Source organism: Methyloparacoccus sp. NF-16, assembly GCF_056880625.1.
The window spans coordinates 2,875,349-2,900,102 of sequence record NZ_CP174130.1 but is presented as its reverse complement, the minus strand read 5'-3'; the positions used below and the strand labels follow the sequence as shown (position 1 = coordinate 2,900,102).

Genomic DNA, 24,754 nt, shown 5'->3' with positions numbered 1-24,754 from the left:
CCCATGGCGATGCCGCTGCGGCAACTGCTGGCCGGCCTGGTCGATCCCGGCGTGGCGGGATCGTGCTCCGTGACCGATCTCCAGCTCGACAGTCGCAGCATTCGGCCCGGCGCCCTGTTCGTGGCGCTCAACGGCCGGCATGCGCATGGCCTCCGGTTTGCACGGCAGGCGATCGACCGGGGCTGCGCGGCCATACTCTACGATCCCGCTGGCGCCGGCTCCCTGGCCGATGCCGTCGCGGGTGAGCTTCCCGTGATAGCCCTGGAAAACCTCGCCAAGCATCTGGGCGGGATTGCCGACGCGTATTTCGGCCATCCCTCCGCAGACATGGCGGTGATCGGTATCACCGGAACCAACGGCAAAACCTCGTGCAGCCATTTCCTGGCCGAGGTGCTGGGAGCCTGGCAGAAGGCGGGGGTCGTCGGCACGCTGGGCTGGGGGCTGCCGGGGGCATTGAGGGAAACGAGCCACACCACCATGGATGCCATCGAGACCCAGCGGGTTCTGGCGGCAATGGGCGCCGAGGGTTTCCGGGTGGCCGCGATGGAGGCTTCCTCGCATGGTCTGGATCAGGGCCGGCTGAATGGCGTCCGCTTTCGGGGGGCGGTTTTCACCAACCTCTCGCGCGATCATCTGGATTATCACGAAACCATGGAGGCCTATCTCAAGGCCAAGCTGAGGTTGCTGGATGCGCCCGGTCTGGCGTTCGTGGTCTTCAATGCCGACGATCCCATTGCTGCGCCAGTGGTCGATCGCAAGCCGGCGGGCATGCCGTGCATCGGTTTTTGCGCCGCTGGTCGTGACCCAGGGCTCGGGGTTCCGCTCATGACCTACGGCGAGGTCATGCACCGGCCCGACGGGATCGACGTCGAGGTCCAATACCAAGGGTATTCGGCCAGGGTCCGGGCACCGGTTTTCGGCGACTTCAACGCCGTCAATCTCGTCGCGACGCTGGCGGTCCTGGTCTGCCTGGGACATCTCCTGGCGGAGGCCGCCATGGCGCTTTCGCGGGTGCTCCCCGTGCCGGGACGCATGCAGCCCGTTGCCGGCGCCGGCAAGCAGGCGGTCATCGATTATGCCCATACGCCCGATGCGCTGTCGAGCGCACTCTCCACCCTGAAAAAACACTGCCCGGGCCGGCTCTGGGTGGTATTCGGGTGCGGCGGCGATCGCGATCGCGGCAAGCGTGCCCAGATGGGGGCGGTGGCCGAGCAGTGGGCCGATGAGATCGTGCTCACCGACGACAATCCGCGTGGCGAAGACGGCGGCGCTATAATTCGCGAGATTCTTCAGGGGATTGTGCACAAACCGGTCGCGGTGGTCCGCGATCGCCGGGCCGCCATCGAGCAGGCGCTCGCGGCGGCCACCAGCCGTGATCTGGTCCTGGTCGCCGGAAAGGGGCACGAAAGCACCCAGGAAGTCCGGGGTGTGAAATATCCCTTCAGCGATCTTCAGGTGCTTCGGGACGCCCTGAACCCACCGGAACCGGTGTCCTGATGCCGGTCTTGTCGCCCGAGTCATCACATCCACATATATCTGCTGCCGTCATGCCCGAGCGTGCGGCGGGCAGCGGTGCTCGGCGCCGCCACCGTTCTGGCGAGAGCCAAACGGAACGCATGAATCAATGTTGCATGGGGGTTGAATGCTGTTAAGTCTGGCCGATTGGCTGACCAATTACCTGGAAGGTTTTCGTGTCTTCAAGTACCTGACCTTTCGGGGCATCCTGGGCATCCTGACCTCCCTGCTGATCTGTTTCATCGTCGGTCCGTCGATGATTCGCCAGCTCAGCAAGTACAAAATCGGCCAGAGCGTGCGCGATGATGGGCCGCAGACGCATTTTTCCAAGGCCGGGACCCCGACCATGGGGGGGGCCCTGATTCTGGTGGCGGTGTCGCTGAGCACGCTCCTGTGGGCGGACCTCGGCAATCGCTATATCTGGGCGACCCTGCTGGTCACGCTCGGCTTCGGGGTGATCGGCTTCATCGATGACTACAAGAAGCTGGTTCTGCGGAACAGCAAGGGATTGGCCGCGCGGCACAAATATCTGTGGCAGTCGGTGATCGGCGTCGCGGCGGCAAGCTTTCTCTATGTGAGCGCCACGGTACCTGCCGAGACCACCTTCATCATTCCCTTTTTCAAGCAGTTTGCCTGGAACATGGGGCTGGCGTATCCCGTGCTGACCTATTTCGTCATCGTCGGCACCAGCAATGCCGTCAACCTGACCGACGGTCTCGACGGCCTTGCCATCATGCCCACGGTGCTGGTGGCCGGTGCCCTGGCCATTTTCGCCTACGTTTCCGGCAACGCCGTGTTCGCCGATTACCTCGGCATCCCCTTCGTGCCGCTGGCGGGTGAACTGGTGGTGTTCTGCGGTGCCCTGGTTGGCGCGGGACTGGGTTTCCTCTGGTTCAACGCCTATCCGGCGATGGTGTTCATGGGCGATGTGGGGGCGCTGGCGCTGGGGGCCGCGCTCGGCATACTGGCGGTACTGGTCCGCCAGGAAGTCGTGCTGGTGGTGATGGGCGGCGTGTTCGTCATCGAAACCCTGTCGGTGATGATTCAGGTGCTGTCCTTCAAGCTGACCGGGCGGCGCGTATTCCGCATGGCGCCGATACACCACCACTTCGAGCTCAAGGGCTGGCCGGAACCCCGGGTCATCGTCCGTTTCTGGATCATCTCGGTGATCCTGGTGCTGTGCGGCCTGGCGACGCTGAAGCTGAGATAGTCCATGGCCACCCTGCAGCAACCCCGTCCCGTCGACCTGGCCACCCAGGGGCTGGCTCGGCTCGGCCTCGACCGGCAGGCCGCCGTCCTGATCGTCGGACTCGGCAAGACCGGGTTTTCGGTGGCAAGGTTTCTGGCCCGGCACGGTATCCGTTTTGCCGTGACCGATACGCGCGCCGATCCGCCCTTCGCGGACCAGTTGCGCGAGTCCCTGCCGGATGCGGCCGTTTTTCTGGGCGCCTTCCAGCCGGCCGCCTTCGAGGCTGCCACCCACCTCATCGTCAGCCCGGGCGTACCCTTGGAATCACCGCAGATCCAGGCCGCGATCCGTCGCGGCGTGCCGGTGCTGGGCGACGTGGACCTGTTCGCCTGCATGGCGCAGGCCCCGGTATTGGCGGTAACCGGCTCCAACGGCAAGAGCACGGTGACCACGCTGCTGGGGCTGATGGCTCAGGCCGACGGGCGCGAGACCCGGGTGGGCGGCAACCTGGGCACGCCGATGCTGGACCTGCTGGATGCCGCCGCGGACCTGTATGTCCTCGAATTGTCCAGTTTCCAGCTGGAGAGCTCGCGGATACTGGAGCCCCTGGCCGCGACCGTGCTCAACCTCAGTCCCGATCACATGGACCGCTATCCCGACCTGGCTGCCTATGCCAGGGCCAAGCAGCACATTTTTCATGGCAACGGCGTCCAGGTCCTGAACCGGGACGATGCCTGCGTGGCGGCCATGGCCGCACCGGAGCGGACAAGTGTCTGGTTCAGTCTGGAGTCGCCGACGGCAGACTATCGGCTGGGGCAGGTGGGAGACGAGGAGTGGTTGCTGGCGCAGGGTCAGGCGCTGATGCCGACCCGCGCCGTCCGGCTGCAAGGTCGCCACAACCTTGCCAATGCCTTGGCGGCGCTGGCATTGGGCGATGCGGCGGGCCTGTCGCGCACCGCCATGTGCCGGGCGCTGGAAACCTTCACCGGCCTCGATCACCGTGCCCAATGGGTGGCCGAGGTGGCGGGCGTTACCTGGATCAACGATTCCAAGGCGACCAATGTCGGCGCCTGCATGGCGGCGCTGGCGGGGATGACCCGGCCGGTGGTGCTGATCGCCGGCGGGGATGGCAAGGGCGCCGATTTCACGGTACTGCGGCCCGTGGTGGCCGACAAGGTCAAGGCGACCGTGCTGATGGGCCGCGACGCCCCGTTGCTGGCGCAGGCGCTTGGCGATATCGCGCCGACGGTGACGGTTGTCAACATGAAGCAGGCGGTGCAGGCCGCGCACGGCCTGGCTGCGGCTGGCGATGTGGTCTTGCTGGCGCCGGCCTGCGCCAGTCTGGACCAGTACAAGGACTATCAGGAGCGCGGCAGGATGTTCGCCGATGAAGTGAGAGGGTTGAGCGTATGAGTGCCATCCTGTCGACGCCGAGTCGTGGTCTCATCCTGCAATGGCGGGGCAACCGCTTTTATATCGATACGCCACTGCTGCTGACCTCGCTGGCGCTGCTGCTGTTCGGCTACGTGATGGTGGCCTCGGCCTCGCTGCATCTCGGCGACAAGTTCGCCGACGACAGTTTCTATTTTCCGCGCCACCAATTGATCCACATTGCGCTGGGTCTGGTCGTGGGCCTGTGGGCCGCGTCGGTGAAGCTGGAAACCTGGCGCGAGATTTCCCTGCCGCTCTATTTCGTGGGCCTGTTCCTGCTGGTGCTGGTGCTGATCCCCGGTATCGGCAAGGTGGTGAACGGCAGTGCCCGCTGGATCAATCTGCTCGGGGTCCGCATACAGGTTTCCGAAGTTTTCAAGCTGATTGCGGTCATCTACATGGCCAGCTTCATCGATCGGCACATCACGGTGGTGCGCACCTCGGTGCAGGGCATGCTGCGACCGTTCCTGCTGCTCGGTGTCGCGGCGCTGCTGCTGCTGAAGGAGCCGGATTTCGGCGCCACGGCGGTCATCATGTCGGTGGCGCTGGGCATGCTGTTCCTCGCCGGTGCGAGCCTCTGGCAGTTCGGCGCCCTCATCGGCGTCTTCATCGGTGCCGGCGCACTGCTGATCATGACGGCCGAATACCGCCTGCGGCGGGTGCTCAGCTTCCTCGATCCCTGGGATGATCCCCTGAACAGCGATTTCCAGCTCACCCAGGCGCTGATCGCCTTCGGTCGCGGGGAATGGAGCGGCGTCGGCCTTGGCTCCAGCATCCAGAAGCTGTTCTACCTGCCGGAAGCCCATACCGACTTCCTGTTCTCCGTCATCGGCGAGGAACTGGGCTTGATGGGCACGACCTCGGTCATCCTGCTGTTCATGCTCCTTGTCTGGCGGGCCTTCGTGATCGGCCGCCTGGCGGAGACTTCCGGGACCCGTTTCTCGGCGTTTCTGGCCTATGGCATCGGTACCTGGTTTGGCCTGCAGGCATTCATCAACATGGGGGTCAACATGGGGTTGCTGCCGACGAAGGGCCTGACCCTGCCGCTGATGAGCTATGGCGGCGGCAGCATCATGGTCATGTGCGCCGCGCTGGCCATTCTGTTCCGGGTCCGCAGCGAGGCCATCGCGGCGGTCACCGCCAAGCCCCGGGTGAAGGCTTCATGGGCCGGCGTGTGATGATCATGGCCGGCGGGACCGGCGGTCATGTCTACCCGGCGCTCGCGGTGGCCGAGATGTTGCGAGCCAATGGGCACGAGGTGGTCTGGATGGGCACCCGCAAGGGACTCGAAGGCCGCGTGGTGCCGGCCGCGGGCTTTCCGGTCGAGTGGCTGTCGGTGGCGGGCGTTCGCGGCAAGGGCCTGGCGGGGCTCATGAAGGCACCATGGATGCTGCTGCGGGCGCTGCTCCAGTCCCTCGCCATCCTGCGGCGCATCCGTCCGCATGTCGTGCTGGGCATGGGCGGCTTCGTTGCCGGTCCCGGCGGCTGGGTCGCCAGCCGCTTGGGCATCCCGCTGGTGATACACGAGCAGAATCGCATACCGGGTACCACCAACCGGCTGCTGGCCCAGCGGGCTGTCGCCGTGCTGGAGGCCTTCCCCGGCAGTTTTCCCCCTGCCATGGCGGCTCGCGCGACCGGCAATCCCCTGCGGCGGGCGATCACCGAGCTGGCGCAGCAGCCCCGCATGGCCGCGACCGGGCCGGCGCTGAAGGTGCTGGTGGTCGGTGGCAGCCTGGGGGCGAAGGCGCTGAACGAGAACGTGCCGGCAGCGCTGGCCGGCCTCGGACAGCCCCTGCATATCCGCCACCAGACCGGACAGGCCATGCTGGCCGAGACCCAGGCCCGCTATGCGGAGCTGGGCCTCGATGCCGAGTCCAGCGCTTTCCTGGAGGACATGGCCGCCGCCTACCGCTGGGCGGATCTGGCGATCTGCCGGGCCGGCGCGATGACGGTCAGCGAGCTGGCGGCGGCCGGCCTGCCGGCGATCCTGATTCCCTACCCGCATGCCATTGACGATCACCAGACCGCCAACGCACGCTATCTGGCGGACGCCGGTGCGGCGGTGCTGATGCCGCAAACCGAATTGACCTCCGCCGGGCTGACGGAAGCCATCGGCAAGCTGTTGCAGGCGCCCGGGCAATTGGCGCGCATGGCCGAGGCCGCCCGTGCCCAGGCCAGGCCGGAGGCGGCGCGGGAGGTGGCCGACATCTGCCTGGGCTGCATGCGCGACCGGGCGGCGGAGGATGCCGCATGAGGCCCATCACGGATCGCGGTGGCCATCACGGCATGAGCCGGATACGCCGCATACACTTCATCGGCATCGGCGGTACCGGCATGAGCGGCATCGCCGAGGTGCTGCTCAACCTGGGCTACGAGGTTTCCGGCTCGGATGTCGGCGACAATGCCGCGACCCGTCGCCTGCAATCCCTGGGCGCCCAGGTCTACCGGGGTCATGCGCCGGACCATGTGCAGGGCGTGGAGGTTGTGGTCGTGTCGACCGCCATCGACCGCGGCAATCCGGAGCTGAGCGCGGCGTTGTCGCTGAAGATCCCGGTGATATCCCGTGCCGAGATGCTGTCCGAGCTGATGCGCTTTCGTTATGGCATCGCCGTGGCGGGCACCCACGGCAAGACCACGACGACCAGCCTTGCCGCCAGCGTACTGGCGGAAGCCGGGCTCGACCCCACGTTCGTCATCGGCGGACGGCTGAACAGCGCTGGTACCAATGCCCAGCTGGGGCAGGGCACTTTCCTGGTGGCCGAGGCCGACGAGAGTGATGCGTCGTTTCTGCACCTGCAGCCCATGATCGCGGTGGTCACCAACATTGACCGCGACCACATGGAGACCTATCAGGGGGACTTCGAGCGGCTCAAGCAGACCTTCGTCGAGTTCCTGCACCACGTGCCGTTCTATGGTCTGGCCGTCCTCTGCATCGAGGACCCCGGCGTGCGGGAAATCCTGCCCCAGATCAGCAAGCCGGTGCGAACCTACGGCTTCGATTCCCAGGCCGATATCTCGGCAGTTGACATACGCCAGCAAGGCATGTGCAGCGTCTTTCGCGTGCACCGGGCGGGGCGTGGCGCGGACTTCGAGGTTCGGCTCAACCTGCCGGGCCGGCACAACATTCTCAATGCGCTGTCCGTGATCGCCGTGGCCGACGAACTCGGCATCGACGAGTCCACCATCCAGCGGGCGCTGAGCCAGTTCAGGGGGATCGGGCGGCGCTTCCAGGTCAATGGCGAACTGCCGCTGGGCGATGGGTCGGTCACGCTGGTGGACGATTACGGCCATCATCCCCGCGAGATCGAGGCCACCCTGGATTCCGCCCGCCAGGCCTATCCGGGGCGGCGTCTGGTGATGGTGTTCCAGCCGCACCGCTATACCCGCACCCGTGACCTGTTCGAGGACTTCGTCACGGTGCTGTCGAAGACCGACCTGCTGATCCTGACCGAGGTCTATGCCGCCGGCGAGAAACCGGTCACCGGTGCCGATGGGCGCTCCCTGTCCAGGGCCATCCGGGTGCGTGGCGAGATCGAGCCGATTTTCCTGGAGCAGCCGGCCGAGCTGGTGGATGTTCTGCCGGGTCTGCTCGAGCCGGGCGATGTGATCCTGACGCTGGGTGCGGGCAGCATCGGCCAGGTCGCGGCGGAGCTGCCGGCACGCTTGCGGCAGACCCTGGCGCGGGGCCGGGCATGAGCTCAGTGGAAGTCTTCGGTGTGGCCGCCACGCCCCGGATTCGCGGTGAACTGCGTTACAACGAGCCGATGGCGGCGCATAACTCCTGGCGTGCGGGCGGTTCCGCCGACCGGTTCTTCATGCCGGCCGATCTCGAGGACCTGGGTGTCTTCCTCGCCGCGCTGCCGCCGGACGAGCCGCTGGTGTGGGTCGGCCTGGGCAGCAACCTGCTGGTACGGGACGGTGGCATCCGTGGCACCGTCATCTGTACCCGCAATCGTCTCAAGGAGATGACGCTGGCTGTCCCGGATACGATCCGGGTGCAGGCGGGTGTACCCTGCGCCCATGTGGCGCGGTTCGGTGCCGAGCACGGGCTGGTGGGTGCCGAGTTCCTGGCCGGGATCCCCGGCACCATGGGCGGAGCGCTGGCGATGAATGCCGGCGCCTTCGGTGGCGAGACCTGGCCGCTGGTGCGGCAGGTGACCACGATTGACCGCCGCGGTTGCTTGCGGCAGCGCCCGCCGGAGGATTTCCGGGTCGGCTACCGAAGCGTTCGCGGTCCGGCCGAGGAGTGGTTCGTGGCCTGCGAGCTGGGGTTGCGGATAGGCGACGTCAGTGAGAGCCGCGACAAGATCAGGCGCCTGCTGGCGCGCCGCAGCGAAACCCAGCCGACCCATCTGCCCAGCTGCGGATCGGTCTTCCGCAACCCGTCCGGTGATTTCTCGGCCCGGCTGATCGAGGCCTGTGGCCTCAAGGGATATCGCATCGGCGGTGCCCAGGTTTCCGAAAAGCATGCCAATTTCATCGTCAACATCGATGGCGCCAGCGCAGCCGACATCGAGGCCCTGGTGCTGCATGTGCAGACCGAGGTGCGTAACAGGCAGGGTGTCGAGTTGATGCCGGAGGTAAGGATGGTGGGGATGGCAAAATCAGGAGGGCAGGATGCAGTCCAGAAGAGTTGAGAGCGCGGCTGATTTCGGCCGCGTCGCGGTGTTGATGGGCGGCATGGCGGCGGAACGTGAAGTATCCCTGAAGAGCGGCAAGGCCGTCCTGCAGGCGCTGCTCAACCGCGGGGTCGATGCCACGGGACTGGATGTGGGCAGGGACATGGTGGGTCCCCTGCTGCAGGCGTCTCCGGCATTCGACCGGGTCTTCAACATTATCCATGGCCGCGGCGGCGAGGATGGCGTGCTGCAGGGAGCGCTGGAGGCGCTGGGCATGCCCTACACCGGCAGCGGCGTCCTGGCATCGGCGCTCAGCATGGACAAGCTGAGGACCAAGCTGTGCTGGATGGGCGCCGGTCTGCCGACGCCGCGCTGGATGAAGCTGGCCGGCGAGGCGGACCTGGCTGTCTGCGAGGCTACGCTGGGTTTTCCGGTGATCATCAAGCCGGCCGAGGAGGGCTCCAGCATCGGCATGAGCCGGGCCGAGGACAGCGCGGAACTCAGGGCGGCCTGGCGCAATGCGGCCATGTATAATTGCGACGTATTTGCCGAATCCTGGGTCGTGGGCCGGGAATATACCGCTGCCGTGCTGGCGGGCGCCCCGCTGCCGTTGATTCGCCTCGAAACACCGCACGCCTTCTATGACTTCGACGCCAAGTATCGCGCCGAGACGACCCGCTATCACTGCCCCTGCGGGCTTTCCGCCACCGATGAGAAACGCCTGCAGGCACTGGCCGGGGCCGCCTGTGACACCGTGGGTGTCGCCGGCTGGGCGCGTGTCGACCTGATGGTGGACGAGGGTGGCCAACCTTGGCTGATCGAGGTCAATACCGTGCCGGGCATGACCGACCATAGCCTGGTGCCCATGGCCGCCCGTGCGACCGGTATCGACTTCGATGAACTGGTCTGGCGCATCCTGGAAACCAGCTGTCGGGAACGCTAGCACCATGGTCAGGTCACGATCCAGATCCCGTCCCCGAAGGCGCCATCATCCTTGGCTCCGTCGAGCCCTGCTGGTGCTGGGGGTGATGGGCGCGGGGGTTGCGCTCTATGTCCAGCGGGAGGCGATCGCCCGCGAAATCGACCGTTGTCTGCCGATCCGCTATGTCCGTTTCGAGGGGGACTTCTCCAATGTCGACCCCGACGAGCTCTGCCGGGGCATCCTTCCGCAAGTAGCTAGAAGCTATTTCGCCGTCGATCTGCAACAGCTGGAACGGACGCTCGCCGATCTTTCCTGGGTGGGGTCGGTGCGCGTGGCCCGTGTCTGGCCCGATACGCTGGTCGTCGAGCTGCGCGAGCAACTGCCGGCCGCGCGCTGGGGGGATGGCAGCCTGATCAGCGACGAGGGCGAGGTCTTCCGCGTGTCATCCCAGACCCAAGGCTTTGACCACCTGCCGCAGTTGTCCGGTCCCCGGGGCCGGGAAGCGGAAACGCTGGCCCTGCTGCGGGCGCTGGGCAGCCAGTTTTCCCCCCAAGGGTTGCAGGTGACCCGGCTGACGCTGAGCGAGCGTCTGGCCCTGACCGTCGAACTGAGTAATGGCCTGAAGATTGCTTATGGTAACCAGGAGCCGGTCAGGGCGACCGAGCACTTCCTGAGCCTGCTGCCCAGGCTCGGCATGCAGCGGTTTGCCGCCCTGCGGACGCTGGATTTGCGCTATCCGCGCGGTTTTGCCGTCACCTGGAAGCCGGTGGCCGGGGAGGACGAGCCCGCCGCGTCGCCGGCGGCTCCCGATGATTCCGGGCAAGACGCCGGCTGATGAACAAACTTTATACCGTCTTGATACAGTTAGACCCAACTATGACAAATGGACGCTTGAGCGATGGCTAAGAAATCCGACCGCAATCTCATCGTCGGACTGGATATCGGCACGTCCAAGGTGGCCTGCATCGTCGGCGAAATCAATCCGGAGGGCGACATCGAGGTTGTCGGCCTGGGCACCCATCCATCGCGGGGTCTTAAGAAAGGGGTCGTGGTCAATCTCGAAACCACGGTCCAGTCGATACAGCGAGCGGTCGACGAGGCCGAGCTGATGGCCGGGTGCCGCATCAATTCCGTGTTTGCCGGCATCGCCGGCAGCCACATCATCAGCATGAATTCGCATGGCATCGTTGCCATCAAAGACAAGGAGGTGACGCAGGGCGATGTCGACCGCGTGATCGACTCGGCCCGGGCCGTCGCGATCCCGGCCGACCAGAAGATCCTGCATATCCTGCCGCAGGAATATGTCATCGATCGCCAGGAGGGGATCAAGGAGCCCGTCGGCATGTCCGGCATCCGCCTCGAGGCGCGGGTACACATCGTAACCGGTGCGGTGAGTGCCGCGCAGAACATCGTCAAGTGCATCCGTCGTTGCGGGCTGGAAGTCGAGGACATCATCCTGGAGCAGCTTGCTTCCAGTGCCGCGGTGCTCACCGATGACGAGAAGGATCTCGGCGTCTGCCTGGTGGATATCGGTGGTGGCACCACGGATATCGCCGTGTTCACCGATGGTGCCATCCGGCATACTGCGGTCATCCCCATCGCCGGCGACCAGGTCACCAACGACATCGCCGTGGCCTTGCGCACGCCGACCCAGTTTGCCGAGGACATCAAGATCAAGCATGCCTGTGCGCTGACGCAGCTGGCGAGTCTTGAGGACGTGATCGAGGTGCCCAGCATCGGTGAGCGGCCCGTACGGCAGATTTCCCGGCTGAATCTGGCCGAGATCGTCGAGCCGCGCTATGAGGAACTGCTGCTGCTGGTGCAGGCCGAACTGCGGCGCAGCGGCTTCGAGGACCTGATCGCCGCGGGTGTCGTGATCAGCGGCGGCAGCGCGCGGGTGGAAGGTCTGGTGGAGCTCGCCGAGGAGATCTTCCACATGCCGGTACGCATCGGCATGCCGCAATCCGTGAGCGGTCTCGGCGAGGTGGTGCGCAACCCGGCCTATGCAACGGGGGCCGGCTTGCTGCTGTTTGGCAAACAGCACCTGCATGGCGAGCACCAGGGCTCGGTGGGGCCCGGCTTCCGGAGCCTGTGGGCGCGCATGAAGAGCTGGTTTACGGGGAATTTTTAAGCGTTGGCAATCAATCAAGGGGGTGGTCCGATGAAATTCGAAATCGTGGATTCCTATAGTCAGAACGCCGTCATCAAGGTGATCGGCGTCGGCGGCGGCGGTGGCAATGCCGTCAACCATATGGTCAACAGCCAGGTCGAGGGTGTGGACTTCATCTGCGCCAACACCGATGCCCAGGCCCTGAAGAGTCTGCAGGCCCGGTCGGTGATCCAGCTGGGCAATGCGCTCACCAAGGGGTTGGGCGCGGGTGCCAACCCGGAGATCGGCCGGCAGGCGGCGCTCGACGATCGTGACCGCATCCTCGAGGTGCTCGGGGGCTCCGACATGGTCTTCATCACCGCCGGCATGGGCGGTGGCACGGGTACCGGCGCGGCGCCGGTGATTGCCGAGATTGCCAAGGAGGCCGGCATTCTGACGGTTGCCGTCGTGACCAAGCCATTCGCGTTCGAAGGCAAAAAGCGTCGCGAAACCGCGGAAAAGGGTATCGACGAACTCAGTCAGTTCGTTGACTCGCTGATCACCATCCCCAATGAAAAGCTGTTGCCGGTGCTGGGGCGCGATGTCAGCCTGATGAGCGCCTTCGCGGCGGCCAACGATGTGCTGCTGGGCGCCGTACAGGGCATTGCCGACCTCATCACCCGTCCCGGTCTCATCAACGTCGATTTCGCCGACGTCCGCACGATCATGCAGGAAATGGGCATGGCCATGATGGGGACCGGCATCGGTCATGGTCCGAGCCGTGCCCGCGAGGCGGCCGAAGCGGCCATCGCCAGCCCGCTGCTGGAGGACATCAACCTGCAGGGCGCCCGCGGCATCCTCGTCAACATCACCGGGGGCATGGACATGGCCATCGGCGAGTTCGACGAGGTGGGCAATGTGGTGCGGGAGTTTGCCTCCGACGATGCGGCCGTGGTCATCGGTACCGTCATCGATCCCGATCTGCATGACGAACTGCGGGTCACCGTTGTCGCCACCGGCCTGTCCGGTGCGCGCCAGACCAGTGAGCCCACCCTCAAGCTGGTGCAGAAAAACACCGGTGAAATCGACTATGGCGAGATGACCCGGCGCCCCGCCGTCGCGCGCAAGCACTCCCAACTGGAACCGCGCGCGGAAGCCAAAAAGGAAAAGGAGATGGACCTCGAATACCTGGATATCCCGGCTTTCCTGCGCCGCCAGGCTGATTGACACCAGGCCGCAGGACGACTCAAGGGCTCGTTCAGATCGAAACGGGCCTCGTGATGCGGGTCAGGTCATTCATGCCCGGCGGGCGGGAGTGGCCTGGCGGCATCGTAACCAGATCAGGAGAATATCGATGATCAGGCAAAGAACGCTCAAGAATGTGATCAAGGCAACGGGAGTGGGCCTGCACACGGGCGAGAAGGTTTACCTCTCGCTGCGTCCCGCTGCTCCCAACACAGGTATCGTCTTTCGCCGGGTGGACTTGCCTGAGCCCGTGGATATCGCCGCGACACCGCAGAATGTTGGCGACACCACGCTGTCGACCACCCTGATCCGCGGTGATGTCAAGGTGTCCACGGTGGAGCATCTGTTGTCGGCCCTCGCTGGCCTGGGTATCGACAATGCCTATGTCGATGTCAGCGCGCCGGAGGTGCCTATCATGGATGGCAGCGCCGGTCCCTTCGTGTTCCTGATCCAGTCGGCCGGTGTCGAGGAGCAGAATGCGCCCAAGCGATTCATTCGCATCCGGAAGCCCATCCGGGTGGAAGAGGGTGACAAATGGGCCAGCTTCACCCCCTACGATGGTTTCAAGGTCACCTTCACCATCGACTTCGATCATCCCGCGTTCAGTGACGACGTGCAGACAGCCAGTATCGACTTCTCCTCCACCTCGTTCGTCAAGGAGGTGAGTCGTGCCCGGACCTTCGGCTTCATGCGCGACATCGAGGCGCTGCGCAAGCGCAAGCTGGCGCTGGGCGGCAGCATGGACAACGCCATCGTGGTCGACAACTACCGGATCCTGAACGAGGATGGTCTGCGCTATGCCGATGAGTTCGTCAAGCACAAGATCCTCGATGCCATCGGTGACCTCTATCTGCTGGGCCACAGCCTGATCGGCGCTTTCGAAGGCTACAAGTCCGGGCATGGTCTCAACAATCAGTTGTTGCGGCGGCTTCTGACCCAGGTCGATGCCTGGGAGTCCGTGACCTTCGAGGACGAAGCCACGCTGCCGATCTGCTACAGCCGTCTCGCCGTCGCGACCTGAGCGGCGTCATCGCCTTCGCTCCCGAGCACGGGGTATCGTGGCGCCCGCCCGATGCCCCGTGACTTTTCCGGGCCCCGGATTGCCGATGGCGTGCCGTCGCCCTCTGCATCATGCCGGGCTTCAGGTTCAGGACGTGTCCCCGGTCCCGCGCCCCCGCTGCGGGAAACCGGTCTGGCCGCTGCCCTGACGCTCGACCCGGGCGAGCGTTCGCGACAGTCGCAGCAGGGCGGCGCCGATCTCGCTGGTCTCCCTGCCGATGGCGGCCTGGCGGATGGACTCCGGCACCGCTCGCCCAACGCGCGGGAGCCTGCGCCGGTTGTCCGTGATGTCCCGCACTGCTTGCAGGTTGCGCAGGCGGATGTCCTGAATGGGCAGCCCCTCCCGGGCACGCAGCTGATCAAGCAGCGCCGGCAGCTGGAATCGCAGCAGTGTCGCGCTTCCCGGTGAGTCCACCAGCAGGACCAGCGTTCTGCCCCGAATCAGACAGTGCCGGCAGTGGAGCCGCATCGTTGCCGGCAGGCAGGCGTGCACCTGCTCGAGCAGTCGTCCATGCCGATGCGCCTCCGCAACCAGGGATTCGAGCGTGGAGGAGCCGCCAAGAAAGCTGGAGAGGGGGCGTGGTTTCCTGGCCATCTGGATTCTGAGGGTTGGCGTGGCGTTGTGATCTTCTCGCATGGCGGAGGGTATGCGGCAGGAGCGCCAAACCCGGCTCTGCGTCAGGATGCCCCATTTGCGGTATCATCCCCAAGATTTACCGTCCACCGGACTTCTGGGGTCAACCTCAATGCTAGGCAAGCTGGTCAAGATGGTCGTTGGCAGCCGCAACGACCGCATCGTCAACAAGAAACGCAGGATCGTCAAGCGCATCAATGCCCTGGAGGCGGAGTACCGGGGGCTGTCCGACGCCGAGCTGCAGGACAGGACCCAGGTGTTCCGGTCGCGCCTCGCCGAGGGCGAGACGCTGGAGCAGATCCTGCCGGAAGCCTTTGCGACGGTGCGGGAAGCTTCGCGCCGGGTGCTCAACATGCGCCACTTCGACGTGCAGCTGATCGGCGGCATGGTGCTCAACGACGGCAAGATCGCCGAGATGAAGACCGGCGAGGGCAAGACCCTGGTCGCCACCCTGGCCGCCTACCTCAACGCCCTGCCGGGCAAGGGTGTCCACGTGGTCACCGTGAACGACTACCTGGCCCGCCGCGACTCCGAATGGATGGGCCGGATCTACCGCTTTCTCGGCCTCACGGTCGGCTGCATCGTCAGCAACCTCGGCACCGAGGAACGCCGCGCGGCCTACGCCGCCGACATCACCTACGGCACCAACAACGAGTTCGGTTTCGACTACCTGCGGGACAACATGGCCTTCAGCCTGGACCAGCGGGTCCAGCGCGACAAGTTCTTCGCCATCGTCGACGAGGTCGACTCCATCCTCATCGACGAAGCGCGGACGCCGCTGATCATCTCCGGCCCGACCGAGGACCGCAGCGACCTGTACCAGAAGATCCAGGTGCTGATGCCGCGGCTGACCCGGCAGGCGATCGAAGACGGCCCTGGCGACTATTCGGTCGACGAGAAATCGCGCCAGGTGTTTCTGAGCGAAGCCGGGCACGAGCACATCGAGCGGCTGCTGGTCGAGAGCAGCCTGATCCAGCCCCACGAAAGCCTGTACGACGCCGTCAACATCCGCCTGCTGCACTACCTCAACGCCTCGCTGAAGGCCCATGCCCTGTTCCAGCGCGATGTCGACTACATCGTGCGCGACGGCCAGGTCATCATCGTCGACGAATTCACCGGCCGCGCCATGCCCGGCCGCCGCTGGTCGGAGGGGCTGCACCAGGCCGTCGAGGCCAAGGAAGGCGTGGCGGTGCAGAACGAGAACCAGACCCTCGCCTCGATCACCTTCCAGAACTACTTCCGCCTCTACGCCAAGCTGTCCGGCATGACCGGCACGGCCGACACCGAAGCCACCGAGTTCCACCAGATCTACGGCCTGGAAGTCGTCTGCATTCCGCCTAACCGGGCGATGGCGCGCCGGGATCTCGGCGACCTGGTCTACCTGACCGTGCGCGAGAAATACCAGGCCATCGTCGAAGACGTGAAGGACTGCCACCAGCGCGGCCAGCCGGTGCTGGTCGGCACCACCTCGATCGAGAACTCCGAACGCATCTCCCAGCAGCTCACGCAGCAGGGTATCCCGCACCAGGTGCTCAACGCCAAGCATCACGAGCAGGAAGCCCACATCGTCGCCCAGGCCGGCAAGCCCGGCGCCGTCACCATCGCCACCAACATGGCCGGTCGCGGCACCGACATCGTTCTCGGCGGCAGCCTGGAAGAGGATACCGCCGGCTTCGACCCCGGGGACCAGGCGGCCCTGGCCGCCGCCAAGGCCGCCTGGGAAGCCCGGCACCAGCAGGTCACCGCCGCCGGCGGCCTGCACGTCATCGGTTCCGAGCGGCATGAATCGCGGCGTGTCGACAACCAGCTGCGCGGCCGCTCCGGCCGCCAGGGCGACCCCGGCTCCTCGCGCTTCTACCTGTCGCTGGAAGACCCGCTGATGCGCATTTTCGCCTCCGACCGGGTTGCCGCGCTCATGCAGCGACTGGGCATGAAGGACGGCGAATCCATCGAGCATCCCTGGGTCACGCGGGCCATCGAGAATGCCCAGCGCAAGGTCGAATCGCGCAACTTCGACATCCGCAAGCAACTGCTGGAATACGACAACGTCGCCAACGACCAGCGCCGCGTCATCTACCACATGCGCGACCAGCTGATGCAGAGCGACGACATCTCGGCCACCATCGACGCCGCCCGTGGCGACAGCGTGGCCCAGCTGTTCACCCAGTTCATCCCGCCGCAGACGCTGGAGGAACAGTGGGACGTCAAGGGCCTGGAAGAGGCGCTGGAGCGCGACATCGGCGTCCGCCTGCCGGTCCAGCAATGGCTGGACGACGACGCCCGGCTCGACGAGGACCGCCTGCGCGAGCGCCTGGTCGAGCATCTGGGACGGCTCTACCGCGACAAGGCCGACGCCATCGGCCCCAAGGTCATGCGGCACTTCGAGAAGACCGTGATGCTGCAGGTGCTGGACGACTCCTGGAAGGAGCACCTGGCGGCCATGGATCACCTGCGCCAGGGCATCCACCTGCGCGGCTACGCCCAGAAGGACCCCAAGCAGGAATACAAGAAGGAAGCCTTCGAGATGTTCACCTCCATGCTCGACGGCATCAAGCATGAAGTCATCGGCATCGTCTCCAAGGTACAGGTGCGCTCCGACGAGGACGTGAACCAGATGGAGGAGCAGAACCGCGCGCCGCAGCAGTTCGAGTACCAGCATGCCGAGGTCAGCGCCCTCGGCGAGGCGGCGGCGGAGGCGGCCGACGACGCCGACACCGGCGAACCCGCCGCCCCCCCGGCGGCGCGCCCGTTTGTCCGCGACAGCGCCAAGGTCGGCCGCAACGACCCCTGCCCCTGCGGCTCCGGCAGAAAATTCAAAAATTGCCACGGCAAGCTGGACTGAGGAGACGCCAGGGATGACCGCCCTCCTGCCCGGCATGTGCCAGCCCTTTCCTGTTCCCGGCATCCGTCTGGGCGTCGCCCAGGCGGGCATCAAGCGTCAGGGACGCGACGATCTCCTGGTCATCGAGACGCAGGCGGATGCCAGCTGCGCGGCCTTGTTCACGCGCAACGCCTTCTGTGCGGCGCCGGTGATCGTGGCGCGCGAACATCTCGCGTCCGCGCCGCGCTGGCTGGTGGTCAATTCCGGCAACGCCAATGCCGGTACCGGCGAACGCGGGCTGGCTGATGCCCGGCAGACCTGCGAATGCCTGGCCGGCCTTGCCGGTGGCGATGCGCGGCAGGTATTGCCGTTCTCGACCGGTGTGATCGGCGAATATCTGCCGCTGGACAGGCTCGAGCAGGCCCTGCCGGAGGCCCTGGCCTCCCTCGACGAGGAAGGCTGGGAGCGTGCCGCGCGCGCCATCATGACCACCGATACCCGGGTCAAGATGGCCAGCCGCCGGATACCGGTCGCGGGCGACACGCTCACGGTCACCGGTATTGCCAAGGGCGCGGGGATGATCCATCCCGACATGGCCACCATGCTGGCCTTCCTCGGAAGTGACGCGCGGATCGACGCCGCCGACCTGCAATCCCTGCTCGCGCGTTGCGTCGACAGAACCTTCAATTGCATCACCGTGGATGGCGACACCTCCACCAACGATGCCTGCGTGCTGCTGGCCTCCGGCATGTCGCCGGCTCCGCGGCTGGTGTCGGGCACGGCGGAGTTCGCGGGTTTCGAGCAGGCCGTGTTCGAGGTTTGCGCCGAACTGGCGGAGGCCATCGTCCGCGACGGCGAGGGTGCCACCAAGCTCATCCGCATCCGCGTCGAGCAGGCGGCGGATGGTGGGGAAGCGCGGACCGTGGCCAAGACCATCGCGCATTCACCGCTGGTGAAAACCGCCTTCTTCGCCAGCGACCCCAACTGGGGCCGCATCCTGGCGGCGATCGGCCGGGCGGGTTGCCAGCATCTGGACATCAACCGGGTGTCGATCTGGCTCGGCAGCGTACAGATCGTCGACCAGGGCTGTCGCGCTGTCGGGTACACCGAGGCGTCCGGCGCCGCGGTCATGGCGCAGGACGATATCCTCGTCCGGGTCGTGCTGGGGCGTGGCAGCGCCACCGAGACCGTGCTTACCTGCGATTTCTCCTACGACTACGTGCGCATCAACGCGGAATACCGGACCTGAGGCCGGCGCCATCCCCGAGCATGCCCCGGATGAACCGCCTGATGCCGGCATGGCCACGGACCCTGACCCTCTGATGGCCGGCCAAGAGGCCGTCCTGGAGGTCGCTGCCGGCGTCATCCAGGATACGGCGAGTCGGGTGCTCATTGCCCGTCGAGCCGATCATCGCCACCAGGGCGGGATGTGGGAATTTCCCGGCGGCAAGCTGGACCGTGGCGAGAGTCCCCGCGCGGCGCTGGCCCGCGAGCTGCGCGAAGAACTGGGCATCGCGGTGGTTGCGGCGGACCCCCTGATCACGCTGCGCCACGATTACCCCGACCGGCGTGTCCGTCTGCATGTCTGGCGGGTTACCGCATTCTCGGGCCTGCCGACGGGCCTGGAAGGTCAGCCGATACGCTGGGTGAAGCCAGATGAGTTGCCGGCCTACCGGTTTCCGGCTGCCAACCGTCCCATCGTCACCGCCGCCCGCCTGCCGGATCGCTACGCCATCCTCGCGCCGGAGAAGCCGGATCCCGACTTGCTTGAAAGGCAACTGACCAGCCTGAGCCTGCGTGGTATCCGCCTGGCACGTCTGCGCGCTGCCCATTTCTCCTTGGCGGACTATCTGGCGCTGGGCCGTCAGGCCACGGCCTATTGCGCAAAGGCCGGTATTGCCCTGCTGGTGGAGGCGCGGGCCGCGGCGCTGCTGGAAGCCGGTGCCAGCGGCATCCATTTGCGTACGGATGAGTTGATGGTGCTGGCGTCCCAGCCGGATGTCGTGCGCTCCTCCTGGCTGGGCGTTTCCTGCCACGATGCGGCACAGTTGGCCCAGGCCCACCGGGTGGCGGCGGATTTTGCCGTGCTCGGCCCGGTGGCCAGCACCGCCACCCACCCGCAGGCGACCCCGTTGGGGTGGTCGGCCTTCAGCCAGCTGGTGGACGCCGCCTGTCTGCCTGTTTACGCTCTGGGAGGGCTGAGGGAGAGCGATATGGCCCTGGCAAAGGCCTCGGGGGCGCAAGGCCTGGCGGCGATACGCGCTTTCTTGGCCTGATTGCACCGAAATGATTCATTCGTGGTCAAATATGGTGCAGGTCGGCCCGGTACTCGGGGTGTTGCCCGCATGGTGTCAAACCCTCGGCATTGGTCTGACTTTTGCTTTTCCATCGAAACGATTTGCTGCTTTCAACCCACCCGTTCTGACAACCTGCGAGGAGTGATTAAGAATGTCCCCGAAAGACGTGCTCAATATGATCAAGGAAAACGAAGTCCGCTATGTGGACCTGCGTTTTTGCGATACCCGCGGCAAGGAGCAGCATGTCACCATTCCGGCGAGCACCGTGGATGAAGACATGTTCGAGGAAGGCAAGATGTTTGATGGCTCCTCCATTGCCGGCTGGAAGCACATCAACGAATCCGACATGATCCTGATGCCGGATGCCACCACTGCCGTCATGGATCCGTTCTTCGATGACGCCACGCTGGTCCTGCGCTGCGACATCATCGAGCCGGCCGACATGCAGGGCTACGAACGTGATCCGCGCTCCATCGCCAAGCGCGCCGAAGCCTACATGAAATCCACCGGTATCGCCGATACCGCGCTGTTCGGGCCGGAGAACGAATACTTCGTGTTCGACGACGTGCGCTGGGGCGCCTCCATGCAGGGTTCCTTCTACAAGGTGGACTCCGAAGAGGCCGGCTGGAACTCCGAAAAGGTCTACGAGGATGGCAACATCGGCCATCGTCCGGGCACCAAGGGTGGCTACTTCCCGGTCCCGCCGGTCGACTCCATGCAGGATCTGCGCTCGGCCATGTGCAACACGCTGGAGGACATGGGGCTGGTGGTCGAAGTGCATCACCATGAGGTGGCCACTGCCGGCCAGTGCGAAATCGGCGTCAAGTTCGGCACCCTGGTCAGGAAGGCCGACGAAGTGCTGATCCTCAAATATGTCATCCAGAATGTCGCCCATGCCTTCGGCAAGACCGCGACCTTCATGCCCAAGCCCCTGGTCGGTGACAACGGCAGTGGCATGCATGTGCACCAGTCGCTGGCGAAGGACGGCAAGAACCTGTTCACCGGCGACCTGTATGGCGGGCTCTCCGAGACCGCGCTGTACTACATCGGTGGCATCATCAAGCACGCCAAGGCCCTGAATGCCTTCTGCAATGCGTCGACCAACAGCTACAAGCGTCTGGTGCCGGGCTTCGAGGCGCCGGTCATGCTGGCCTATTCGGCCCGCAACCGCTCGGCTTCCATCCGCGTGCCCTATGTCATGAACCCGAAGGCGCGCCGCATCGAGGTGCGTTTCCCGGACTCCACCGCGAATCCCTACCTGGCCTTCGCCGCCATGCTGATGGCAGGCCTGGACGGCATCCAGAACAAGATCCATCCGGGTGACGCCATGGACAAGGATCTCTATGACCTGCCGCCGGAAGAGGAAAAGGCTATCCCCCAGGTCTGCCATTCCTTCGACATGGCGCTGGAAGCCCTCGACAAGGATCGCGAGTTCCTGACCCGTGGTGGCGTTTTCACCAACGACATGATCGACGCCTACATCAGCCTGAAGATGGAAGACGTGACCCGTCTGCGCATGAGCACCCATCCGGTCGAGTACGACATGTACTACAGCCTCTAGTGCATAAATGCATATCCATGTGATGCCATAGGCATCGCAAAAGCCTCTGAAAGCCCCGCCAGCCGGGGCTTTCGTTTATCCGATTGCTGCCAAATGGAGCCATGCATATCATAATTCATGGGTACCCCAGTGGGTACCTTTTGTAGAGGGCCATTTCAAAAGGTACCCAAAATGCCCTCAAGCCCTTGTGTGGCGTGGCCTGCAGCGGATTTCATCTATGTCCATCACGCAACCGAAAATCAATTCGCTTATCGGTCGAGCGAAACGGGAGGGGCGGAAGATCGCCGAGGCCGACGGCGTGGTGCCGGGGCTGACCTTCGTGGCGAGTCCTGGTGGCGGCGCATCCTGGATGCTTCGGTACTACGTGGGCACAAGGCGCAAGAAGATCGTCATTGGCCAGTACCCCGCCTGGGGCATCTCGGACGCGCGAGAGGAGGCCAAGCGGCTACGGCGGGAGGTCGACACAGGCACTGACGTGGCGCTTGAGAAGCGCCGACGGAAGCAGGAAGCCCGGAGCGCCTGGACGGTCGAGGATCTGGCCAGGCACTACCTGACGATGGCGGAAAAGGACCTGGCGGCCCACGCCCATGCCCAGCGGGTCCGGTTGTACGAGAAATACGTCAGGCCGGGCTATGGCAGCGTCCCGGTCGACAAGATCAAGCCGGCCGACATCGGCGATTGTGTGCGAGCGTCGTCACAGGCTGGCAAGACCCTGCCGCGGAACGTCCTGATCCTGTGGACCCAGTTCTTCCACATGGCTGTGGGTCAGGGCATGGTTCCCGCCAATCCGTGCCGTGATCTGAGGGCCAGCGCGATTGTCGGTCAGAAGGAGGCTGCACCAAAACAGCGCACGGCCCTGAAGGATGACGAACTGCGGTCTTTCCTCAAAGCCTTGCCCGCCATTCCGCGTCCCTATGAACTGGCCGTCCGGCTGTTGCTGTTGACCGGGGTGCGTGTTTCGCAACTGTCCGAGGCCAAGGTGGATGAATTCGATCTGGCCGCCGGGGTCTGGCGCATCCCGCCCGAGCGCCGCAAGAACCGGCGGTTCACCCAAGGCCCACACGAGATGCCGTTGCCGCCCGAGGCGGTCGACTGGGTTAGGGAACTGCTGGCGATAGCCGACCGGTCCGGCTATCTGTTCCATCAGGAGGGGCGGCGGCATGTCCATGGACGCACGGCGAGGAGCAAACGTCAGACCTTTGCCGACGCGATGGACCGACTGCACCGGGAGCATGGCCAGTGGCGGCGGGTCACGCCGCACGACCTGCGCGCAACCTGCAAGAGCCTGCTGACCGAGCTGCGCGTCGATTACGAGACCCGGCAGCGATACCTTGACCACGCGCTCGATTCCGCGATGGATCGGATTTACGACAAGTCCGACCTGCTGTCGCAGAAGGCTGATGCGGCCCGCCGCCTCCTGGCGCATCTGTCGCGGCTGGAATCGGAGGTGCCGGGCCGCAAAGTTGTGCCGATCCGTTAGAATCCCGCCCACGGGCTAGGCCGGCCAGCCGAACACGGACCTCTTCATCCGCTGCCCGCTCACACCATAAAGCGCTGCCGTGAAGGGGTGGCATGTCAATCTTCTTTACCTCTGCCGAGGCTGCCACGTGGCTTGCGGAGCAATCCGGCGACAAATGTACGCCACTGGATGTCCGTCGCCTCGCCGAACTGGGCGAGATACCCGTCTGCTTTCGCTATCAGGGTCTGGTGGGGGTTTTCCCGCATCGGCCGCCTGCCGACGTTCTGGATTTTGGCGATCCTGATGGCCCCGCCTATCGCCCGATACCGGATCGGCGTGGGTACTTCGACGGCTATCTGCGGGCACTGAATCCGCCACGACTGGGGCAATCCATGACGCTCGACGGGCGCCGGCACAAGGTCGACTTCCTTGAGCCCCTCACCGTGGTCCCCGCCGAGTTCAGCCAGTGCGCCCCGCCGTGGCATATTCTCGCGGATGTGGATGGCTATGTCGCCCCATTGGCCGATGATCTGACCCCGGCGTGCCTCATCGTCCCGGCCTCGGCCTGGCTGTTCCATGTCGACGATCTGCGCGATGTCCGCCGACGCCAGCGTGCGCGGGAAGCCGAGGCCGCGAAGGTCGAGATTGCGGCAAAGCTGTCGGCGGCTGGCCGCAAAGGTGGCCTCGTGAAGCCGGCTCCAGGCCGCGACGAGCAAATCTATCGAGATTATCTGGCAATGGTTGCCGCCGGCCACGCCGCGCCCACGCATGCGCTTGGCATTCGGTATGGGCTAACCGATAGCCGCATTCGCCAGATTCTGCGCCCGCAACGAAAAAAGGTGGAAATCTAGCCCATTACCGGGCATTACCGGGCCGCTTGATTACCGCCGCCCGGCCTATCGTCTGGGGCTCCTTCCATCTGGAGCCCAACGATGTCGAATGATGACCTACGCGGCAAACTGCACGCCAAACAGCGCATAGCGGAACACCTGGACGCCAGCCTGAGTTTTGTCGACCGCCAGATTCGCCTAGGAGTCTTTCGGGCTGTCCGGCTGTCGCCCAAGATGACGCGCGTGGACGGCGACTCCGTGGCCGACTATCTGGCGGCCAAGGCGTCCGCCCCCTCCCTCCCGCGTGGCGCGGCAGCCAAGCGGACGGGGAGGGTGGCCTGATGCCAGCAAATACGAAGCACGCTTCGCCTTTGCCGATCGTCGTCCGGGGCGATGCATAAACCACACGCCGCCATAATCGCGTCATCCATCAGTAATACTGATTCGACGCGCCAGCGCCAGGCGGTAGACTCGAATGTATCCCGTGACGCATCACGGGCAGGGCGTAGCAACCCGGTAAACTACGGCGCATCTGAGAGCGCCATTCCGCATGAGCGCTTTTTTCGTGCCCATCGTTCCTCTATGGCGATTGGTGCGGGGCACTCTTCGGAGTGGCAGGCTTCCCGTAGGCCTGTTTGCTACCCCCGCATCAGTCGCCACCCAATCGACGTAGCAATCGACGGTGGCGGTTATCCAGCACTACGGAGAACCGCAATGGCTATCAACGCCAACCCCAAGGGCGTCGTCCGCCCAGCCTCCGGCGCAGCTCGCGCCTACTCTCCCTCGCCCGAAGTCCTTCAAGGCGCCCTTGTTGAGCTTGAGGCGGCTGCCGATCTGGTCGAGCAGCTGCTCGTCCATGGCCCCGATCCTGACGTTCTGGCCGCTGTTCAAGACAGCCTGCGCGAGCTCGCGGGCCTGCTGGGGGGCCGCCATGCGTGACCGCGCCATCCGCATTGGGGTCGCCACATTCTTCGGCCCTGACCGCGACGAGTTTTTTGTTACCTGCGCCAGGTTCCACCAAGGCGTGCAGTACATCGACCATATAGCCGGCCCCTTCAGTAGCGCGGAAGCTGCGCGGGCGGC

General features: G+C 65.1%; 21 protein-coding genes. 20 read left to right on the top strand and 1 reads right to left on the bottom strand.

The features are described from left to right. Positions 1–3: 3 nt before the first annotated feature. From ACH5N8_RS13695 to lpxC, 12 genes are all read left to right on the top strand, one after another. On the top strand, positions 4–1,497 hold the full coding sequence (locus ACH5N8_RS13695) for a UDP-N-acetylmuramoyl-L-alanyl-D-glutamate--2,6-diaminopimelate ligase (RefSeq protein ID WP_483281732.1): 1,494 nt from the start codon (positions 4–6) through the stop codon (positions 1,495–1,497). Positions 1,498–1,642: 145 nt separating this feature from the next. Next, the gene (gene mraY / locus ACH5N8_RS13690) at positions 1,643–2,725 is read left to right on the top strand and encodes a phospho-N-acetylmuramoyl-pentapeptide-transferase (RefSeq protein ID WP_460026573.1); all 1,083 of its coding nucleotides are present in this window, start codon (positions 1,643–1,645) and stop codon (positions 2,723–2,725) included. 3 nt (positions 2,726–2,728) lie between these two features. Further along, positions 2,729–4,117, top strand: coding sequence for a UDP-N-acetylmuramoyl-L-alanine--D-glutamate ligase (murD, locus tag ACH5N8_RS13685; RefSeq protein WP_483281731.1), 1,389 nt, complete (start codon positions 2,729–2,731; stop codon positions 4,115–4,117). After that, positions 4,114–5,313, top strand: a complete 1,200-nt coding sequence (gene ftsW / locus ACH5N8_RS13680; RefSeq protein ID WP_460026575.1) for a putative lipid II flippase FtsW — start codon at positions 4,114–4,116, stop codon at positions 5,311–5,313. Before murD ends, ftsW begins: the two co-directional genes overlap by 4 nt. Next, a complete protein-coding gene (gene murG / locus ACH5N8_RS13675) occupies positions 5,298–6,389 on the top strand; it encodes an undecaprenyldiphospho-muramoylpentapeptide beta-N-acetylglucosaminyltransferase (protein WP_483281730.1) in 1,092 nt (363 codons plus the stop codon). The genes ftsW and murG overlap by 16 nt, the downstream gene beginning before the upstream one ends. Continuing rightward, complete coding sequence (gene murC, locus ACH5N8_RS13670) at positions 6,386–7,831, top strand: UDP-N-acetylmuramate--L-alanine ligase (protein WP_483281729.1); 1,446 nt, start codon at positions 6,386–6,388, stop codon at positions 7,829–7,831. The genes murG and murC overlap by 4 nt, the downstream gene beginning before the upstream one ends. Continuing rightward, entirely contained in the window at positions 7,828–8,772 is a 945-nt protein-coding gene (gene murB, locus ACH5N8_RS13665) for a UDP-N-acetylmuramate dehydrogenase (RefSeq protein WP_483281728.1), read from the top strand. The genes murC and murB overlap by 4 nt, the downstream gene beginning before the upstream one ends. Continuing rightward, positions 8,753–9,697, top strand: coding sequence for a D-alanine--D-alanine ligase (locus tag ACH5N8_RS13660; RefSeq protein ID WP_483281727.1), 945 nt, complete (start codon positions 8,753–8,755; stop codon positions 9,695–9,697). The genes murB and ACH5N8_RS13660 overlap by 20 nt, the downstream gene beginning before the upstream one ends. Positions 9,698–9,770: 73 nt before the next feature. Continuing rightward, a complete protein-coding gene (locus ACH5N8_RS13655; protein WP_483281726.1) occupies positions 9,771–10,511 on the top strand; it encodes a cell division protein FtsQ/DivIB in 741 nt (246 codons plus the stop codon). A 63-nt stretch (positions 10,512–10,574) separates the two neighbouring features. Next, positions 10,575–11,807, top strand: coding sequence for a cell division protein FtsA (gene ftsA / locus ACH5N8_RS13650; protein WP_460026581.1), 1,233 nt, complete (start codon positions 10,575–10,577; stop codon positions 11,805–11,807). A 30-nt stretch (positions 11,808–11,837) separates the two neighbouring features. Continuing rightward, positions 11,838–12,992: a cell division protein FtsZ gene (gene ftsZ / locus ACH5N8_RS13645; RefSeq protein ID WP_483281725.1), complete on the top strand. Its 1,155-nt coding sequence runs from the start codon at positions 11,838–11,840 to the stop codon at positions 12,990–12,992. Positions 12,993–13,119: 127 nt separating this feature from the next. Further along, positions 13,120–14,031 carry a UDP-3-O-acyl-N-acetylglucosamine deacetylase gene (gene lpxC / locus ACH5N8_RS13640; protein ID WP_460026583.1) on the top strand — a complete coding sequence of 304 codons (912 nt, stop codon included), beginning with the start codon at positions 13,120–13,122 and terminating at the stop codon, positions 14,029–14,031. A 126-nt stretch (positions 14,032–14,157) separates the two neighbouring features. Here the strand turns inward: lpxC and ACH5N8_RS13635 are convergent, their stop codons facing one another. Then, a complete protein-coding gene (locus ACH5N8_RS13635) occupies positions 14,158–14,706 on the bottom strand; it encodes a DciA family protein (RefSeq protein WP_483281724.1) in 549 nt (182 codons plus the stop codon). A 109-nt stretch (positions 14,707–14,815) separates the two neighbouring features. On the opposite strand from ACH5N8_RS13635, the gene secA reads away from it, so the two are divergent. The 8 genes from secA to ACH5N8_RS13595 all read left to right on the top strand — a co-directional run bounded on the left by secA (position 14,816) and on the right by ACH5N8_RS13595 (position 24,610). After that, the gene (gene secA / locus ACH5N8_RS13630; RefSeq protein ID WP_483281723.1) at positions 14,816–17,545 is read left to right on the top strand and encodes a preprotein translocase subunit SecA; all 2,730 of its coding nucleotides are present in this window, start codon (positions 14,816–14,818) and stop codon (positions 17,543–17,545) included. Positions 17,546–17,558: 13 nt separating this feature from the next. Continuing rightward, positions 17,559–18,773, top strand: coding sequence for a bifunctional glutamate N-acetyltransferase/amino-acid acetyltransferase ArgJ (argJ, locus tag ACH5N8_RS13625; RefSeq protein WP_483281722.1), 1,215 nt, complete (start codon positions 17,559–17,561; stop codon positions 18,771–18,773). A 73-nt stretch (positions 18,774–18,846) separates the two neighbouring features. Next, on the top strand, positions 18,847–19,800 hold the full coding sequence (locus tag ACH5N8_RS13620) for a Nudix family hydrolase (protein ID WP_483281721.1): 954 nt from the start codon (positions 18,847–18,849) through the stop codon (positions 19,798–19,800). 172 nt (positions 19,801–19,972) lie between these two features. Then, positions 19,973–21,382 carry a glutamate--ammonia ligase gene (gene glnA, locus ACH5N8_RS13615; RefSeq protein ID WP_483281720.1) on the top strand — a complete coding sequence of 470 codons (1,410 nt, stop codon included), beginning with the start codon at positions 19,973–19,975 and terminating at the stop codon, positions 21,380–21,382. A gap of 217 nt (positions 21,383–21,599) precedes the next feature. Then, entirely contained in the window at positions 21,600–22,862 is a 1,263-nt protein-coding gene (locus ACH5N8_RS13610; protein ID WP_483281719.1) for a tyrosine-type recombinase/integrase, read from the top strand. Between the two features lie 92 nt (positions 22,863–22,954). Next, the gene (locus ACH5N8_RS13605; RefSeq protein WP_483281718.1) at positions 22,955–23,692 is read left to right on the top strand and encodes a hypothetical protein; all 738 of its coding nucleotides are present in this window, start codon (positions 22,955–22,957) and stop codon (positions 23,690–23,692) included. 81 nt (positions 23,693–23,773) lie between these two features. Beyond that, positions 23,774–24,013 carry a hypothetical protein gene (locus ACH5N8_RS13600; protein WP_483281717.1) on the top strand — a complete coding sequence of 80 codons (240 nt, stop codon included), beginning with the start codon at positions 23,774–23,776 and terminating at the stop codon, positions 24,011–24,013. Between the two features lie 372 nt (positions 24,014–24,385). Beyond that, entirely contained in the window at positions 24,386–24,610 is a 225-nt protein-coding gene (locus ACH5N8_RS13595) for a hypothetical protein (protein ID WP_483281716.1), read from the top strand. Positions 24,611–24,754: the final 144 nt, after the last annotated feature.

Coding starts and splice junctions, on each gene's coding strand:
- ACH5N8_RS13600 (WP_483281717.1), top strand. CDS start 23,774: ATGTCGAATGATGACCTACGCGGCAAACTGCACGCCAAACAGCGCATA.
- ftsZ (WP_483281725.1), top strand. CDS start 11,838: ATGAAATTCGAAATCGTGGATTCCTATAGTCAGAACGCCGTCATCAAG.
- ACH5N8_RS13595 (WP_483281716.1), top strand. CDS start 24,386: ATGGCTATCAACGCCAACCCCAAGGGCGTCGTCCGCCCAGCCTCCGGC.
- glnA (WP_483281720.1), top strand. CDS start 19,973: ATGTCCCCGAAAGACGTGCTCAATATGATCAAGGAAAACGAAGTCCGC.
- ftsA (WP_460026581.1), top strand. CDS start 10,575: ATGGCTAAGAAATCCGACCGCAATCTCATCGTCGGACTGGATATCGGC.
- ftsW (WP_460026575.1), top strand. CDS start 4,114: ATGAGTGCCATCCTGTCGACGCCGAGTCGTGGTCTCATCCTGCAATGG.
- murG (WP_483281730.1), top strand. CDS start 5,298: ATGGGCCGGCGTGTGATGATCATGGCCGGCGGGACCGGCGGTCATGTC.
- ACH5N8_RS13620 (WP_483281721.1), top strand. CDS start 18,847: ATGGCCGGCCAAGAGGCCGTCCTGGAGGTCGCTGCCGGCGTCATCCAG.
- murB (WP_483281728.1), top strand. CDS start 7,828: ATGAGCTCAGTGGAAGTCTTCGGTGTGGCCGCCACGCCCCGGATTCGC.
- lpxC (WP_460026583.1), top strand. CDS start 13,120: ATGATCAGGCAAAGAACGCTCAAGAATGTGATCAAGGCAACGGGAGTG.
- argJ (WP_483281722.1), top strand. CDS start 17,559: ATGACCGCCCTCCTGCCCGGCATGTGCCAGCCCTTTCCTGTTCCCGGC.
- ACH5N8_RS13610 (WP_483281719.1), top strand. CDS start 21,600: ATGTCCATCACGCAACCGAAAATCAATTCGCTTATCGGTCGAGCGAAA.
- murC (WP_483281729.1), top strand. CDS start 6,386: ATGAGGCCCATCACGGATCGCGGTGGCCATCACGGCATGAGCCGGATA.
- ACH5N8_RS13695 (WP_483281732.1), top strand. CDS start 4: ATGGCGATGCCGCTGCGGCAACTGCTGGCCGGCCTGGTCGATCCCGGC.
- ACH5N8_RS13605 (WP_483281718.1), top strand. CDS start 22,955: ATGTCAATCTTCTTTACCTCTGCCGAGGCTGCCACGTGGCTTGCGGAG.
- mraY (WP_460026573.1), top strand. CDS start 1,643: ATGCTGTTAAGTCTGGCCGATTGGCTGACCAATTACCTGGAAGGTTTT.
- murD (WP_483281731.1), top strand. CDS start 2,729: ATGGCCACCCTGCAGCAACCCCGTCCCGTCGACCTGGCCACCCAGGGG.
- secA (WP_483281723.1), top strand. CDS start 14,816: ATGCTAGGCAAGCTGGTCAAGATGGTCGTTGGCAGCCGCAACGACCGC.
- ACH5N8_RS13660 (WP_483281727.1), top strand. CDS start 8,753: ATGCAGTCCAGAAGAGTTGAGAGCGCGGCTGATTTCGGCCGCGTCGCG.
- ACH5N8_RS13635 (WP_483281724.1), bottom strand. CDS start 14,706: ATGCGAGAAGATCACAACGCCACGCCAACCCTCAGAATCCAGATGGCC.